Origin of the sequence: Dyadobacter jejuensis (genome assembly GCF_003149085.1) — a bacterium.
Taxonomy (GTDB): Bacteria; Bacteroidota; Bacteroidia; order Cytophagales; family Spirosomataceae; genus Dyadobacter; species Dyadobacter jejuensis.
This window is the reverse complement of record NZ_QGDT01000002.1, coordinates 83,101-100,739: the sequence shown is the minus strand read 5'-3', so window position 1 is coordinate 100,739 and position 17,639 is coordinate 83,101. Positions and strand designations below refer to the sequence as shown.

Here is a 17,639-nt window from a genome sequence, read left to right as displayed (position 1 = left end):
TACAGCTTCCGCCACCGAAATATCCTAAGCCTTCTCCCAAAGTTCCTTCGTTTTCTGAAGGTCGCGGCGCATGGCATCGAAAACTACTTTTTTGTCGACAGTTATCTTTGTAGCGCCATGATTGGCTCCGCCGAGCGGGTACTCTAAGTGCAGGCTGATGGGTACCTGAATATTGCTTTTTTTAAGTATCTTGAAATAAGTGTCGAAATCGGCCATTCCTTGGCCTAAAGGGACATTATTGGCCACCATTTTTCCTTCTTTTTGCTCCCAAATCGTATCTTTAACCACTATGGTTTTAATATGAGGCTTAATGAGCTCCAAGCCGGTTTGCCAGGAAAGCCCGCCCTCTACAGTAGCATGTCGTAGGTCGTATTGGGCTCCCATATGTTGTAAATTAGCCTTTTTTAGGATTTCCCAGATCTCAAACATAGTGGCGCCACACCAGCGCCCTGCATGGTTTTGGTAGCAACCCACCAGCTTAAGCTCCTTGTTGAGCTGGCTAAGACCTGCTATTTTGTCGCGATATTCGTCCAGAAACTCAGGGATTGTCTTCTGTCCCTGATACCGAAACCAGTTCATTCGATAGAATTTAAATCCTTGTTCAGAGGCGGTTTTCAATAACTTGCTATCGATGGGATCGTTGGCATTCTCTACGGCCGTACAGAAAAGTGAAGGCTGAAAACCAACCTTTTTCATGGCTTCTACGGCTTTGGGCAGGTCGTCCTCCACTCGTTCGGGTTCCACATGACCCTTCGGACGGATGGTGAGGTCAATGCCATCAAAACCGATTTCCTTGGCGGCTTCGGCCATATCTTGGTAATTAAGAAACTGCAAGTGTTTCGAAAAAATATGTACCGGGGGCATCGCCAATGGTTTTTGGGTGGCGAAGGCTTCAGGGGTTAAAAATGGCACTACGGTGCCCGCTAAAGCCATGTTTTTAATAAATGTCCTTCTTGACGGTGTTTGGGGCATAATGCTTTGAATTAAAGATCTATAAATGGGGTTTTCGATGGGGTACTACAGGCCATTATAAATAAATAAAGCAAAAGATGTCCATAAAATACTGATTATTGTCCTTGTTGTAATCAGGTAGGATAGTAGTAGAAAGCAGGAGGAATATCTTTTTTAATTAAAATAGCAATTTACTCATGACGAAGGAATTAGATCATTTGAAACGAAGAGAGTTTTTGAAGGCGGGAGCCGTACTGGCAGCCTTTAGTATTGTTCCACGCCATGTGTTGGGCAAGGGGTATACTGCTCCGAGTGATAGGCATACCTTAGGTTTTATTGGTTGTGGAAGAAAAGGGAATGGACTACGTACGCCCTTTCTCAACACAGGAAAAGTACAAATCGTAGCGGCTTCAGATGCCTATGCGTCCAAACAAAAACATTTTCTCGAAGCTACCGATCAGTGGTATGCCGAAAAAAATAATAAAGGGTCGTACAAATCGGTGACAGGCTATTCTGACTTTAGGGAGCTATTGGCTAGAAAAGATATTGACGCCGTAGTGATCGCTTCTCCTGACCACTGGCATGGCAGTATGGCCGTGTTAGCTGCCAATGCAGGAAAGGATATTTATTGCGAGAAACCCCTTTCTCTGACCGTGAAAGAAGGAAGGGCCATGGTGGATGCCACTCGAAAAAATAACCGGGTATTTCAGACTGGCAGCATGCAGCGCTCAGCTCAGGAATTCAGACAGGCCGTACAGTTGGTGCGAAGTGGCGTTATTGGGAAGGTACAGAAGGTGGTTGTCAACGTAGGTGGGCCTCCAAAGGCTTGGGACTTGACTTCTGAGCCTCTTGTAGATGGCTTAGATTGGAATGCGTGGGTGGGGCCCAATGTAAATAAAAGGCCTTTCAACCATGTGGTGGCTCCCCCTTTAGACGCTGATTTTTGGCCCAAATGGAGGGATTATGACGAATTTGGAGGTGGGGGTATGACCGATTGGGGAGCACATATGTTCGATATTGCCCAATGGGGGTTGGATATGGATAGCAGTGGACCCGTAGAAGTAGTGTATTCGGAGCCTGACCAGGGACTGGTATATAAATATGCCAACGGGGTAGAAATGGTCCATCAGCCTATGAGTGGTTCTAATTTCTGTCAATTTATAGGGTCCGACGGTACGGTATGGGTTAGTAGAGGTAAGCTGAAGGTTACCCCGGAAACCATGCAAAATAAAGAATTTGAAAGTGGTGCATTTGGCGTCTACGATAGTCAAAATCACTATTTGGATTTCCTAAAAGCCATCGAAACCCGTAAACCGCCTATTTGCGACGTGGAGACTGGACATCGTACGGCTACAATATGTAACCTAGGTAATATTGCCTATAAGCTCAAACGTTCGTTGCGTTGGGACCCTCTTCAAGAAATAATTGCAAAAGATCCGGAAGCGACAAGGTTATTGGGTCGTAAGATGGATCCTGAATGGGATATCCTAAATTCTTAATAGTCCTTAACTTCTTTAAAGTTCCTAATGAAAAGCAAGTGCCGTGTTAGTTTCTAGAATTCTAGGAGCTAACACGGTTTTCTTATAACGTCTGACTTACTGCTGCAACACGAACCACTGAGTGTTTTTACCTTTACGATTTCCACCAAGCCCTCTTTTGCGAAGGTTTAATTATCCATAAAGATTGTAAATCGGAATACCAAATATGCCAAGAGTACCTAAAATGTGGTAATTTTGTGTCATGAACGAATCTTCGACAATATTTCGATTTAAAGATTTAGGCGAGTTGGACGGTGTTGCTGAACAACTGCTAGAATGGGGTAAAAGGACTCCCATATGGCTGTTTGAGGGGCCTATGGGAGTGGGCAAAACTACCCTGATCCAAGCACTTTGCCGTAAGTTAGGGGTCAGCGAGACGGTCACCAGTCCAACTTTTGCCTTGGTCAATGAGTACAAGGGCTTAGAAACGATTTATCATTTCGATTTTTACAGACTAGAGGACGAAATGGAGGCACTCGATATTGGGGTGGAGGAATATTTCGATTCTGGCGGGTATTGCTTCGTTGAATGGCCCTCGAAGATAGAATCATTATGGCCCCAAAAGTATTTGATGTTGGAACTGGATCTTGATCAAGATCGTCATAGAGTCTTGAGCGTAAAGGTGATCGCTGTTTAGAGATCGAATTGTTTTCCTTAAAACGAAATTAAATATATTCAACAAACTACATGGCACAACCGCAAATTTCTGGTTTCGAACAATTAGCGAAACAGTCGGCCCTTTATCCAAAGGAGTCGCTGATGGAAGTGAAGAGGAATCATCATTCCCTGCATATCGGCTTGCCTTGCGAGGTATCCCTACAGGAAAACCGTATTGCCCTTACTCCGGACGCCGTAGGCTTGTTGGTTAGAGATGGGCATGAGGTATGGGTAGAAAGTGGAGCCGGAAAAGGAGCTAACCTTTCGGACCACGAGTATAGCGAAGCGGGTGCACGGATCGTTCACAGCCCTAAAGAGGTATACCAAGCCAACGTTATCCTAAAGGTGGAACCGTTGGTAGAGGAGGAGTTTGCTTTTATAAAGCCAGGGTCCACCTTGATATCCGCTTTGAACTTGCCTTCTTTAGGGAAACAATATTTTGAGCGGCTCAATCAGTCCAAGATTACCGGGATTGGCTATGAGCTTATAGAGGATAAGGTAGGAGGGAAGCCTATTATTAGAGCGATGGGGGAGATAGCCGGCAGCGCCGTTTTGTTGGTGGCAGCGGAGTATTTATCCAACTCTAACGGAGGGCGAGGCGTAATATTAGGAGGAATAACCGGTGTGCCTCCTACCAGTATTGTGATCCTGGGAGCAGGGACCGTCGCAGAGTTTGCTACTAGAGCCGCCCTAGGTGTAGGCGCAGACGTAAAAGTGTTCGATAAGCAAATATATCGCTTGCAGCGACTTAAGTACGCCGTAGGGCAAAATGTATATACCTCTATTATCGATACCAACACCCTATCGGAGGCCATCAGCAAGGCCGATGTGGTGATTGGTACCATGCGGGCAGAAAATAGCCTGAGTCCTATGGTAGTGACCAAGGAAATGATCGAGCAGATGCGCCCAGGGTCGGTCGTTATCGATGTGAGTATCGATCAAGGCGGGTCTTTTGAAACTTCAAGGATGACCACCCACGATAACCCCGTCTTTAAATATAGCGATATTATTCATTATTGTGTCCCTAATATACCCTCCCGAGTAGCCTATACCGCCAGCACGGCCTTAAGCAATGTGTTTTTGCCATTTTTGCTCCGGACGGGGACTATCGGAGGGATTGAAGAGATGATATATGCCAACAGATGGTTTATGAAAGGAGTCTATTGCCATAAAGGCACGCTTACCAACTCCAATATTGCCAGAGGATTCAATATGCGCTATAAGGACCTAACCTTGCTGATGGCGGCTCGTATGTAGTGAAGGCCTTAGTGAGTCTATTTTTTTAAAAAGTATAAAGAGGCAATCTAAGCATTGTCCATTGATGAAATATGATTAATAATAGTAATGAAAATGCCCTGATGGATGACGCAAATTCTCCGGAATTGAACAAACAAATCATGGGGCTTATATCCGAGGATTTTGTTAAGGTTTCGGACACCTTGAAGGAAGCGTCGTATCAGATTCGGAAACGTGGATTTTCTGAAAACCCCGTTTTCGTCCTAACCGCCAATGAGGCCGATTTGGGTGTGTTGCTAGTCGATAAGGGCGAAATGCAAAACCGATATGCCTTTAAAGCCTCTTACATGCAAGAATTTGTGGACCGCAAATTGATTGGAGAAGAGTCCATATTGCTTTTTAAGGAAAACTATAAGGATGCCGATGAGTATTGCTGCCTGTTTGCTCTGATTGGAGAGTTCTCAGGTTTTGTATTTGTACCGTATCCTGAAGATTAACCCGCTCTAAGTCGTTAATCAGTAAAGAACACCGCTGAATAAGGGAAAAGGTATGCTTACTCATGAAGGGTTGATAATGACAGGGTTATTTAATACATTGCTTTGACTTATCACCTAACCCCGAACAGCATATGGAATCTAAGTTACCCTTTGAAAATGAGTTGGAAAAGATCTTTTTAGGAAAGTTTCCCGCCTTTCCCGAGAACGTTAAAGAGGGTCTGGTGAAGTATGGCCCTTATGTCATGTTGTTTTTTACAGTAATAGGGCTATTTGGTCTTCTGGGAGCCCTTGGGATAGGCGGAGCGGCTATTGGCATGGCAGGCATGTCTTATGGTATTGGGTATCATTTTTATGTAGGAATCATTACCGGTATCATCACCATGCTCCTCTATCTGATGGCCTTCAATCCTCTCCGGAATCGCAAACGTGCAGGCTGGAACCTCCTATACTACGCCATGTTACTGAGTCTTCTAGGTAGCTTGCTTCAGGTTAATATCTTTAGTTTTATTGTTGGAGGAGCTCTAGGTTTTTGGGTTTTATTCCAAATCAGAGAAAAATACGCTTAGTACTTCCCTACCGATCGGAAGTAGGACGTCTGGGATTGGCTCAGACGTCTTTTTTATGCTTTCTTGGCCGCTGGTCAGGCTTATTTCACCAATCGTCCCTACGAGCATTGGGATTTCAGGAGTTAGTTCGCAACTTTGAAGTAATTAACAAACATTGCCTGCCAATAGAAAAACCGTATATTTTTTGGCTACAACCAGATCGAAAATATGAATATAGTTGACATTCAGCATGTTACTAAGGAGTATGCCAGTCATAAAGCCTTGGACGATGTAAGTATTGAAATTCCTAAAGGTAGTATTTTTGGTTTATTAGGGCCTAATGGAGCGGGCAAGACTTCGCTTATTCGCATTGTTAATCAGATTACCGGGCCCGATAAGGGTCAAATATTCTTCGACGGTAAGTTGCTCAATGAGGGGCATATAGCGCGGATTGGTTATTTGCCAGAGGAGCGAGGTCTCTATAGAAAGATGAAAGTGGGCGACCAGCTCCTTTACTTGGCTCAGCTCAAGGGGCTTTCCAAACAGCAGGCCATGGATAGGCTAAAGGGATGGTTTGTCAAATTTGAAATAAAGAGTTGGTGGGATAAAACCATTGCCGACCTGTCGAAAGGAATGCAGCAAAAGGTGCAGTTCGTTTCGACAGTCCTCCACGAGCCCGACCTGATTATACTCGATGAGCCCTTTTCGGGGTTCGACCCTATCAATGCGAATTTGATTAGAGACGAAATCCTGGAGTTGCGCCAAAAGGGTAGCACCATTATTTTTTCTACCCATAGGATGGAAACCGTAGAGGAGCTTTGTGATAATATCGCACTGATTCACAAGTCCAAAAAAGTACTGGATGGGCCTAAGTCCAAGCTTAAGGAGCAATTTAAAACCAATACTTTTTCGGTGGAGTACAAGGGACAATTGAACGGAATGATACCCCAGGAGGATATAAGACAGACTATACCTTTGGAGGATGGCTACACGCGGACCAGCATTCATGTACCAGCTGGACGGTCGTCGAATGACCTTCTACGCGAATTGATCAGTCAGGTGGAGATTCGTTCATTCGGAGAGAATATCCCCAGCATGAGCGAAATATTTATGCGGGCCGTCAATGAAGTTCCCGAAGCCTAATGCCATGGCTTTAACTTTACTTTTCATCACAATCTAAGTCTTTATGCGCAATATATTTCTTGTAATAAAAAGAGAATACTTGGTTCGGGTCAAAAAGAAATCCTTTTTGATTATGACCATACTTGGTCCCTTGTTATTTGCCGGATTTTATGCTTTGGTAATCTGGATGGCCGTAGGGTCGGTGGACAGCAAAACCATACAAGTGGTAGATGAGAGCCATTTGTTTACCAATGAATTCAAAAATACGGAGACCCTCGTTTTTGACCATCTGGACTCCGGTATTGATGAGGCCAAAATGCAGTTTCGGGAAAGTAAGGCCAATGCATTGGTATATATCCCGAAAGATGTGATAAAAGACCCCAAAGGGGTGCGCATTTATGCGGCCAAAAATGTGAGCATGGAGCTTAAGTCCAGCATAGAAAAGACGATAGAAAAGCAGATCGAAGATATTAAGTTGTCACAAGCGGGGATTACCCATAAAATATTGGAGGACTCTCGCGTCAATGTCCAATCCGAAACCATTAGCCTGAGCGACGAAGGGGAAAAAACGAGTAGTTCTGGAGCCGCCACGGCCATAGGCATGATCTGCGGATTTCTGATATACCTTTCGGTACTCATCTATGGTACTCAGGTGATGCGGGGAATCACCGAGGAGAAAACCAATCGGATTGTGGAGGTGATTATCTCGTCGGTAAAGCCGTATCATTTGATGATGGGCAAAATAATAGGGGTTGCCTTGGTAGGGCTTACCCAGTTTACCCTCTGGATATTGCTGACGATGGGTATCACCAGCGCCACTTCGGGCGTGATGGCCAGCAGGTTCGATGGGCTGACTCAAACGTTGGACGGCCAGGCTGGGGCGGCCAGCCAGGCTCCAGCAGCCAGTCAACATCCACTTATGGAAGTGCTCGATGCCGTCAATAGCCTGAACATACCCTTAATTATTGGCTGTTTTCTGTTTTTCTTTATTGGTGGCTATTTGCTGTATAGTGCCATGTTCGGTGCGGTGGGAGCCGCTGTCGACAACGATGCCGACACCCAGCAGTTTATGATGCCCATTACAATGCCCATTATTTTTTCTTTTATTTTCGCTCAATTTGTCATCCGCGATCCTGATGGGGCTTTGGCCTTTTGGACCTCCATGATTCCCTTTACCTCGCCTATCGTAATGATGGTCCGGATTCCTTTTGGTGTCCCTACATGGCAAATTTTACTGTCTATGGGCTTGCTCATTTTAGGCTTCGTCGGGACTATTTGGGTAGCCTCACGGATCTATCGGGTGGGGATACTCATGTACGGAAAAAAGGTAAGCTATAAGGAATTGGTCAAATGGGTATTCTATAAGTAGTAGTTATTTGGTGGTGTGAGCAAGAGGAATAAAAAGGGAGTCTGCAGGCCGTTTAATGGAGGCCATCGGTTGTTGATTCCTAGCATACCTTCAAGGATTAACACTTTTTAAGACGGTAATAACCCTAGTGTTACTCATATTTTGCTAATTTTGAGCCGACCCAAGAAAAAGTAACATTTAGGTGATGCTATTCTTGGAACGATTTGCAACCGAATTTACAACTTATACCTCTTAAAATGACCCGTTTTAACCGCTCCAACAACCTTGCGGGTTGGATAGTTTTCGCCATTTCCTTTGTCACCTACGCCCTAACCGTGGAGCGAACCGCAAGCTTCTGGGACTGTGGTGAGTTTATAGCTTGTGCTTTCAAACTGCAGGTGCCGCACCCTCCTGGAGCCCCATTCTTCCTGCTCATTGGTCGAATGTTCTCCTTACTTGCCTTTGGCGACCTCACCAATGTGGCCTATTGGATCAATATGGTGTCGGTACTGAGTAGTGCCTTTACCATTTTATTCCTTTTTTGGACTATTACGCTGTTAGTACGCAAATTTATAGGTAAGAAAGATGAGGAGCTTAGCACAGCCGATATCGTGACTCTCATTGGGTCGGGAGCGGTAGGGGCCTTGGCCTACACCTGGTCCGATTCCTTTTGGTTTTCGGCCGTCGAAGCCGAGGTTTATGGGATGTCTTCATTTTTTACCGCTATTGTCATTTGGGCGGTTTTTAAATGGGAGAGGATTGAAGACGATGCAGCAGCAAACCGTTGGCTTATTTTTATAGCCTATCTGGTAGGCCTATCTATTGGCGTTCACTTGCTCAACCTGGTGACTATCCCAGCTCTGGCCTTGGTGTACTATTTCAAAAAGTACAAGCAACATAGCTTCTGGGGTGGGGTAGCGGCCTTTGTAGGAGGGTTGATTATATTAGGTATTATTAATTCGGGTATTATTCCTGGCTTGCCCACCATGGCAGGTAAGTTTGAGATTTTCTTCGTCAACTCCCTAGGCATGCCCTATAAGTCTGGAGTGATTGTCTTCATTGTACTCTTTATCGGCGCATTGGTGTGGGGAATACGCTATGCCCAAAAGAAGGAAAAAGTGTTGCTTAATACGGGCTTGCTTTCCCTGGCCTTCGTTCTGATCGGCTATGCAAGTTATTTGATGGTGTTGGTTCGTGCCGAGTACAATCCCCCGATCAACGAAAACAATCCCGACGATGTCCTAAGTTTTGTTTCCTACCTGAAAAGAGAGCAGTATGGTAGCCGTCCGCTTTTATTTGGTCCTAGCTTCGTGTCGAGGCCCATCAGCCAAAAGCGAGGAGCGCCTATGTATCGCAAGCAAAACGGGAAATATGTGATATACGACTACCGTCCCGAATATGAATACGAGCCAGGTAGCAGTATGTTGCTTCCACGTATGTACAGCACGCAAGGAGGGCACCCGCAGCTTTATAGGCAGATGACAGGCTTGGTAGAAGGACAAAAACCCACCATGGGCCACAACTTGTCCTATATGTTCTCTTACCAAATAGGCCATATGTATTGGCGCTACTTCTTATGGAACTTTGTAGGGAGGGAAAGTGATGAAGAAGGAGCCGGGAATATGCTTCCTTGGGATGCTTTTAAGGAATATCCTAGCTCTATTGCCCAGAATAAAGCCCATGACAACTACTTTATGCTCCCCTTTATATTGGGCTTGTTGGGCCTGGTAGTGATGTATTATAAGCGGAAGAAGGACCTGATTGTACTCGGTTTGCTCTTCCTGCTCACTGGTGTAGCCTTGGTGATATACCTGAACTCCCCACCAACCGAGCCTCGTGAAAGGGACTACATTTATGTGGGATCCTTCTATATTTTCTGTATTTGGATCGGTATGGGCGTAGTAGCTATTGCCGATGCCCTTAGTAAATTGGTGAAAATTGCCTCCTCTCGAGCCATCGTAGCCACTTCCATTGGATTGGTAGTGCCGCTTATGATGGGAGTAAAGGGCTGGGATAATCACAACCGTGATAACCGCTACCATTCCGTGGATTTTGCCAAAAACCTGCTTAATTCATGTGCACCTAATGCCATCCTGTTTACTGGAGGGGATAATGATACCTTCCCGCTTTGGTACGTTCAGGAGGTAGAAGGCTTCCGTACCGATGTGCGGGTATGTAACCTAAGTCTCTTGGGAACAGACTGGTACATCGATCAGATGAAACGCCAAACCTATCTTTCTGAAGCCTTACCTATATCGCTGGAAAAGGAAAATTATGCCTTCGGAAAGAATGATATCGTTCCTTTTTATGAAGTCCCTAGTGTAAAAGATGGGATAGACCTCAAGGAGTATATGGGACTGGTAAAGCAAGAGAATAAAGCGATTCAGGTTCCTTTGACGTCTGGGGATATGACCTCAATCCTACCATCGTCGGTGTTATTTCTACCGGTGAATGTGGAGGCCGTTAAAAAGATGAATATCATTCAGCCCGATTTGTTACCGATGCTTGCCGACAGCCTAAGCTGGACGATAGGAAAGGGTGATTTGTATAAATCAGACCTTATTATGCTGGATATCATCGCTACCAACGACTGGAAACGCCCGATCTATTTCTCCTCTACCTTGGGTGGGTCGAGTTACCTGAACCTGAAAGAGTACATGCAGCTAGAAGGCTACGCCTACCGGTTGTTGCCGGTGAAAGTTCCTGGTGCCTCAGAGGGTTATGTGAATTCGAAGGTGATGTATGATAACCTCATGAACAAGATGTTCTGGAGAGGACTGGACGACGAAAAGGTGTATTATGACAATACGTACCTAGGTTCCCCCGTCTTTACCGCTCGCATTGCCTTCTTAAGGCTCGCTGGACAGCTCATTAACGAAGGGAAAAAGGAAGAGGCCAAAAAGGCTATTGATAAAGCCTTGGCAGTAATGCCTGATAAGAGCATTCCTTATGATCAGATATCGGCCAGCTTTATTGCTCCGCTATTTGAACTGGGAGAAACTAAGAAGGCCTTGGAGATTTCGGAAACCATGGCTACACGTGCCGACGAAGTACTCACCTGGGCCAGAGATAATGGCACTACCAAACGTAGAGATACCAATGTCTATTTGTATATCCTTCAAACCATAGTTCAGGAAAATCGCCAGGCGAAGCAAGAAGAGGCCGCTAAAAAATATGAGGCTATTTTCCAGAAACACCTTACTGCCTTTAATATGTATGGTGGAGAGTAAGTAATTATAATAAAACTAAAAGCGGTTGTCAGAGAAATTTGGCAGCCGCTTTTAGTTTTAGCCCCCCCCCCCCAACGAGGATCGGAGGTATAGTTTATAAGGTCACGTATAACAATTTTTGCCGTTAGGTTTAATAGCTGCATAGTGGCTCTACGACCAAGACCCATTGGGCGGTTTATATTCGTGTCTAAACTAGGTAGTGTAGAATAAAATTGATTCAACGCTCCGAGAAAACCTTATCATAAATTACAGTTATTGTGGTGTTTATTAGAATGTATTCCATTATATTTCGAGTTGTATCGTTACTCAAAATGCATTTTATAGGAGTAGACCAAGATAAAATAGCCAATTCAACCGGCCATTACCATTCCTCATTTTTTATTGAATATACCAGTCGAATATGTTGCAGGATAAGTACATAGTAGCGGGAGCGGAGTTTGCAGCCTTACAGGCCTTGCCTATGCCTGTTATTGCATTTTCGACTGGCCCCACTTATAAAGTGTTGGCTTATAGCCAAGCCTTCCTTCCTTATTCTTTGATAGACCAACCGGGATTAACGGGGAGCGATTTCTTTAATTCCTATGCTGGCGCTTGGCAACATTGGAGGGCCTTAAAATGGGAAGGAGAAGGGGCCCGAACAGAGCTAAAGGAGGAAGTAGTTTTGGAGAATTTTAAAGGTGAACATCACCAATACTTAGGGACTCTAACGCCCGTAATGGGTGAAGAAGGCCTAGTGTCCTATTATTTGTGCAGCTTTCAGCGGGTACATCGACCTCCGGAAGGTGATCCGAAACCGATAGAGACCGGCCTAGGGGCCACTCTCCAGCTACTGAAGCACCCTGCTAGGTGTGAACATGGGTACTGTGAAATCGATATGGAAGACCGCTCAGTACGATGGTCGGAAGGAGTAAGGGCGATATGTGGGGTAACTGCGGATTATCGAGTCGAACTGGATTATTTCTTGAGTTTCTGTGCTGGAGATAGGGAGCGTTTCAAGGTGCTTCAAGTCGTATCTAGGACCATAGCGAACGTTGAGGAAGAGTTTGAACTGAATATTCCTATCCGAACGGTTAACAGTAATATTCGCTGGGTACGGGTGCGGGGAAGAATGATATATAGGGCCGGAGTGGTGGTTCAGATTTGTGCTGAGGTTCATGATGTAACCAGCACGGTAACGTCCGATCAGGTAATATGGGAGTCTAAGAATTCCCTGCAATCCATGCTAAATTCTATAAAGGGAATCGTATGGGAAGCCGATCCTGCGACCCTGCAAACTTATTTTATGAGTGAGCATGTTTTCGACTTATTAGGCTATCACACAACTGACTATACGTCGGATCCTTCGTTTTGGCTTTCTGTCATGCATCCGCAGGATAGAGATAAAATCCTACAATCCATAAAACATCGGATAAGCCAAGAACCTAACTTTACACTCGACTATAGAGTGATTGCGGCCGATGGAACCTTGGTATGGATTAAGGATATCGTAACGGTGGTAAAGGCAGGGGGACGGATGGTCGCTCTAAGAGGGGTAATGATCGACGTGAGTGATTCTAAAAGGTTGGAAGAGCTAAATGAACTAGAGAAGGAGGTTCTAGGCGAAAATGTCACTGGGAATAAGTCCTTAGCCGAAATGATTACGAGTTATATGAAAGGTTTGGAGTGTATTTATCCCTCTATGCATTGCTCCTTTCATTTTATTCAGAACAATCGCCTCACGGACGGTATCGCCATATCACTCCCTGAGGAATATTTAAATCTAATCCAAAACCTGACCATCGGCCCATGCGTAGGGTCCTGTGGCACGGCGGCTTATCTAAAAAGAAAGGTGGTCGTCGAAGATATTGCCTCCGATCCACTTTGGAGTGACTATAAGGAGTATGCGCTTAGGTATGGTTTAATGGCTTGTTGGTCCAATCCCATACTGAATACGGTTGGAGAGGTAAAGGCGGTATTTGGTATTTATTACAAGGAACGGAAAGGCCCTGGCGAAGGGGAGTTAGAGGTGATAGACCGTTGTAGCGAGATATTTAAAATAATAACTGAAAATCGCACCAAGACTAAGCTATTAGAAGAGTCGGACTTCTTGATGACTCAGGTACAGGAGATGGCACATTTTGGTAGTTGGCAGTGGGATGTTTCCGAGGATGTGATCATATGGTCCGACGAGCTGTATAGGATTTATGGGATCGAAAAGTCCAGTTTTGAGGCAAATTTGGAATCCTATAAAAAATTACTGCACCCAGAGGATAGAGAACGGGTTATGGAGCAGATCACCTATGTGATGCACTGGAAGCGCGACGGAATGTACGAAGAACGAATCGTCAGGCCCGATGGGAGTATACGGTTTCTTAGATCGTGGTGTAGGGTTCAGCTGAATGAGCAAGGGCAGGCGGATCGACTTTTTGGGGCATGTCTGGATATTACGGAGACAAAAGCTACCCACAAACGCTTGGAAGAGAGTGAAACAAGGTTAAGAAACCTAGTGGATGCACAAACCAATTATGTTATTAGAATAGATTTGGACGGTCTTTATAGCTATTGTAATAAAAAGTATCTGGAAGATTTTGGATGGATTTTTGGCGATGATGACGATATGATAGGGCAAGATCCTTTAATAACTGTTCTTCCAGAGTACCAACCGCTGATTTTGGATACAGTAAAAAGTTGCATTGAAACTCCAGACAAGGTACTCCAGGTGGAATTAAAAAAAGTGTCGAAAAATTCGATTCCAAGAGCTACATTTTGGCATTTTAAATGTTTGTCGGGTGCGGAAGGAGAACCCATGGAGATTCAATGCATTGGTTTAGACATTACGGCACACAAGGCCGCTGAAGATTCGCTGAGAATCAGTAACGAAAGATATGAGTTTGTTAATAAAGCCACCAACGACGCCATTTACGACCGGGATATTGTCCGCGATCATATTCAATGGGGAGAAGGTTTCAGTAGACTGTTCGGATATGAGGTAGATGTACACTCTTTTCCCCTGAGCCTTTGGGCCAGTCTTATTCATAGTCAGGATCAGGAAAGGGTCATGGAGGACCTCCATAATACACTTTCTGATTCTTCTCAAAATAGCTGGTGTGGTGATTATCGCTTCTATAGGTTGGATGGAACCGTTGCTCATATTCAAGAAAAGGGTTATATCCTAAGGGACGCTCTCGGTAAGGCTATCCGTGTTGTAGGGGTCTTACGCGATGTGACTGAACGTATGGAATATATAGCAGCTATTGAGGAACAGAATGCTCGTCTCCGAGGGATTTCTTTCTTTCAGTCCCATGTGGTCAGAGCGCCGTTGTCGCGTATGATGGGGATTATCAATCTATTCAAAAATTACGATACGTCGGTGGAGGAACAGCGACAGTTAATGGACCATCTGATGACCAGTGCTCAGGAGCTCGATGATATAGTCCATAGGATATCAGACAAATCTCAGGCTAGTTGCTGATATATTATTTTCTACTTTGGGCTTGTTGTGTTGGCCAGGTATTTTTAGGCATAAACTACCCACGTTATGCTTCTACCTCAGGCTGGGGTTTGTGGTCGGCATGAGGGGGTTTTTCTATGGCGTGCTTCTCTATCAGCCTATATAAATCTTCTTTGTCAAAGGGTTTCGAAATATAGTCGTTCATACCGTAGCTCAGGCATTTTTCTTTTTCTCCAGCCATGGCATGGGCGGTCATGGCGATAATGGGCAATCGTTTTCCTATTTTTTTACGAATGAGCTTCGAGGCCGTGTAACCATCCATGATGGGCATTTGAATATCCATAAGCACCATATCGAAATGCCTTTCTTGTACCAATTCGCTAGCCACCAGCCCATTTGGTGCAAGGGTCACCTGGCAGCCAAATTTGGTTAAAAAGCTTTCGGCTAAGATTTGGTTTAACTTATTATCCTCTACAAGGAGTATATCAACGGGGTGCTCAAAGGGGAACTGCCTGGATACCTGAATGGGAGGATGCTCCGCCTGAACTGGCTCGGCCTGAACTGGCTCGGCCTGAACTGGCTCGGCCTGAACTGGCTCCGCTTGAACTGGCTCCGCCTGAACTGGCTCCGCCTGAATTGGCTCGGCCTGAATTGGCTCGGCCTGAACTGACTCGGCCTGAACTGGCTCGGCCTGAATTGGCTCGGCCTGAACTGGTTCGGCCTGAACTGGTTCGGCCTGAACAATAAATGGAAGGCTAATCTGAAAGCATGAGCCCATTCCCGGTTTGCTTTCCAGTGTAAGGGTGCCATCGAGCAGTTCGACCAGGTTTTTTACGATGGTGAGCCCTAGTCCGGAACCTCCAAAATCGCGGGTCGTTTCGGGGCTCGCCTGAACGAAACGATCGAATATTTCCTTTTGCTTATCTTTTGGAATGCCAATACCCGAGTCTTGTACCGAAAAACGGAGGTAAACGCGTTCCTCCTCTCTAGGCTCCCGTAATACGCTCAGATGGACCTCTCCATTTTCGGTAAATTTGATGGCATTACCGATTAAATTGGTTAAGATTTGTGTGAGTCGGGTGGGGTCGCCAAGTAAAAAGTCGGGTATGGCCGGGTCCATGGCCAATGTCAGCTTCAGCCCCTTATGATGGGCCCTAGCCTGAAACATGGTCTGAATGGATTGAACGAGGTCTTTTACTTTGAAGTTAGTAGTCTCCAGGACCATCATCCCGGCTTGTATTTTAGAATAGTCTAGGATGTCATTGATGAGCACCAACAGATTCTCCCCACTCGTTTTTATATAATCCACATATTGCCGGGCCTCTTGGTTCTGAGGGGTGCCTTCGAGCAAGTTAGTGAATCCGATGATAGCATTCATGGGTGTCCGGATTTCATGGCTCATATTGGCCATAAATTGCTCTTTGGCTTCTGCAATTTCCTTGGTCTTCTTTTCGTATTCAATTCTTTCGGTAATATCATAGATCACCGTGATCACACAATTGGAATCTTCTAATTCTATGATTTCGGAGGATACAAGGCCTGTTTTTACTTCTCCTGTCTTACAGTGATAGGTGGTTTCAAAATGGCTTATCCGGCCCTCATTACGGAGTGCCAGGGCCGTTTGAGCAATGCTTCTTTTACTCAACAGCCCTATCTCTAAGGCAGTTTGGCCGATGGTTTCCTCCAGAGAAAATCCTGTATGGATAGGTATCTGATCATTAACTTCCAAGAACTTCCCAGTAGATAGTTCTGAAAGGACCATTCCAGCCGGACATAGCTTGAAGGCCTTATGGAATTTCTCTTCGCTGATTTTAAGTTTCTGGGTGCTCGCTGCTACCTTCCTTTCCAGTTCCTTGTTTAGTCTTTTTAGTGATTTATCGGCTTCAACTTGTTGTTCTTCAATTCTGTTGAGGATCCTCGCCGTTTGGGCCAGGATTAGCAAGGTGCAGGTTAAAAATAATACAATGGCAACGGCAAGTCCCATTTCCAATGTGAAAGTCCCATTTTTAAAGAAATATAGCCGGGTTACTCCCTGAAAAGTAATGAGTAAAACCGAAATGGGAAATATACGACGGATCGTCATATTGCCCAGTCCCGATCCTGTAAAAAGCTGAGTTAGACCGTGTTGAGGGTATAAAAGGGCCCCACAGAGCGACACGGCAATCTGTAAAAGTACTACTGGTAAATGATGGGTGTAAAGCAGGGGGGTGTAGGTGCTGCCTCCTGCCCCCAATAAGAAGTTGACAATGACAATAAAACAAAGCAGGGTTGCGAAATTGAAACCTAATGCCGCTGCCCGGTAATTTCGTGCCGATCCGAGGAGAAAAGCCATTGCCAAAATTAGAAATAGAAATGATTCGGTGGCAGGCATTATAAGCCAGGCCGCTGCCAGGGGAGTTATACCAGCTGGGGTAGGGCTTAGGGATATATAAAGGGCGTATCCCAGTCCTAATACAGACTGAAGCGAGGAAATAAATAAGAGTAGCCGATAGGTTTTCGGGTTATAGGTGGCTTTGCCAGGCCGAAAATAAAGGCATAACCCAAGCCATAGCAAGGCCAAGCCATAACCTTGAAAGTATCCCGATGATACACCTTCACCCCAGGTTGAGGGGGAGGTAGGTGCCACCCAACCTGCCAGAAGATGGCCGGCACCGATCAATATTATAGCAAACCCAATGGTCTCCAGGATCTTGCCGTATATATCGGATTTGGAAGCTTCTTGGGTCATCATACCTACCTGGATGTGAAATTAGTAATAGCTATTCTATACAATAAGCCCGAATACCCTCCTCCCTAAAGCACATGGTATGCCTTGATCTACGGGTAGCTGGGATTGAAAATATTTAAGGCACTTCTCTCAAGTCCTATCCCCTCATACAGACCTAAAAAAACTAAATTTACAACAAAAATAGAACGTATAATCTGAATTTGTCAAATAAATTTTGAGTTTATTTCAGGTATATTGTTGTCTAGTATAAGGAATAATAAATAATATTCCTATATTTTACCATAAATATATGTTCTTATCAGTCTTAGTAGTATGGTGATTTATGTAAGAATTAGTATACTATAAATAAGCTATTTG

The 17,639-nt window shown here is 44.9% G+C and carries 11 protein-coding genes; 9 read left to right on the top strand and 2 right to left on the bottom strand.

The genetic code is table 11. The annotated features are described in order from the left end of the window. Positions 1-24: 24 nt before the first annotated feature. Entirely contained in the window at positions 25-933 is a 909-nt protein-coding gene (locus CLV98_RS04605) for a sugar phosphate isomerase/epimerase family protein (protein ID WP_229203211.1), read from the bottom strand. Positions 934-1,148: 215 nt separating this feature from the next. Between CLV98_RS04605 and CLV98_RS04600 the strand changes: the two genes are divergently transcribed. The 9 genes from CLV98_RS04600 to CLV98_RS04560 all read left to right on the top strand — a co-directional run bounded on the left by CLV98_RS04600 (position 1,149) and on the right by CLV98_RS04560 (position 14,575). Beyond that, positions 1,149-2,450: a Gfo/Idh/MocA family protein gene (locus CLV98_RS04600; RefSeq protein WP_109673147.1), complete on the top strand. Its 1,302-nt coding sequence runs from the start codon at positions 1,149-1,151 to the stop codon at positions 2,448-2,450. Between the two features lie 241 nt (positions 2,451-2,691). After that, a complete protein-coding gene (tsaE, locus tag CLV98_RS04595) occupies positions 2,692-3,126 on the top strand; it encodes a tRNA (adenosine(37)-N6)-threonylcarbamoyltransferase complex ATPase subunit type 1 TsaE (RefSeq protein WP_109673146.1) in 435 nt (144 codons plus the stop codon). A 50-nt stretch (positions 3,127-3,176) separates the two neighbouring features. Further along, a complete protein-coding gene (locus CLV98_RS04590; RefSeq protein WP_109673145.1) occupies positions 3,177-4,403 on the top strand; it encodes an alanine dehydrogenase in 1,227 nt (408 codons plus the stop codon). Between the two features lie 71 nt (positions 4,404-4,474). Continuing rightward, positions 4,475-4,879, top strand: coding sequence for a hypothetical protein (locus tag CLV98_RS04585; RefSeq protein WP_109673144.1), 405 nt, complete (start codon positions 4,475-4,477; stop codon positions 4,877-4,879). Positions 4,880-5,010: 131 nt separating this feature from the next. Then, complete coding sequence (locus CLV98_RS04580; RefSeq protein ID WP_109673143.1) at positions 5,011-5,445, top strand: hypothetical protein; 435 nt, start codon at positions 5,011-5,013, stop codon at positions 5,443-5,445. Between the two features lie 207 nt (positions 5,446-5,652). Then, the gene (locus CLV98_RS04575) at positions 5,653-6,567 is read left to right on the top strand and encodes an ABC transporter ATP-binding protein (RefSeq protein ID WP_109673142.1); all 915 of its coding nucleotides are present in this window, start codon (positions 5,653-5,655) and stop codon (positions 6,565-6,567) included. 43 nt (positions 6,568-6,610) lie between these two features. Next, positions 6,611-7,915 carry an ABC transporter permease gene (locus CLV98_RS04570; protein ID WP_109673141.1) on the top strand — a complete coding sequence of 435 codons (1,305 nt, stop codon included), beginning with the start codon at positions 6,611-6,613 and terminating at the stop codon, positions 7,913-7,915. 236 nt (positions 7,916-8,151) lie between these two features. Further along, the gene (locus CLV98_RS04565; RefSeq protein ID WP_109673140.1) at positions 8,152-11,124 is read left to right on the top strand and encodes a glycosyltransferase family 117 protein; all 2,973 of its coding nucleotides are present in this window, start codon (positions 8,152-8,154) and stop codon (positions 11,122-11,124) included. Positions 11,125-11,524: 400 nt separating this feature from the next. Continuing rightward, positions 11,525-14,575: a PAS domain-containing protein gene (locus tag CLV98_RS04560; RefSeq protein WP_109673139.1), complete on the top strand. Its 3,051-nt coding sequence runs from the start codon at positions 11,525-11,527 to the stop codon at positions 14,573-14,575. A gap of 64 nt (positions 14,576-14,639) precedes the next feature. On the opposite strand, the gene CLV98_RS24275 is transcribed toward CLV98_RS04560, so the two are convergent. Next, the gene (locus CLV98_RS24275; RefSeq protein ID WP_109673138.1) at positions 14,640-17,285 is read right to left on the bottom strand and encodes an ATP-binding protein; all 2,646 of its coding nucleotides are present in this window, start codon (positions 17,283-17,285) and stop codon (positions 14,640-14,642) included. Between the last annotated feature and the right edge of the window lie 354 nt (positions 17,286-17,639).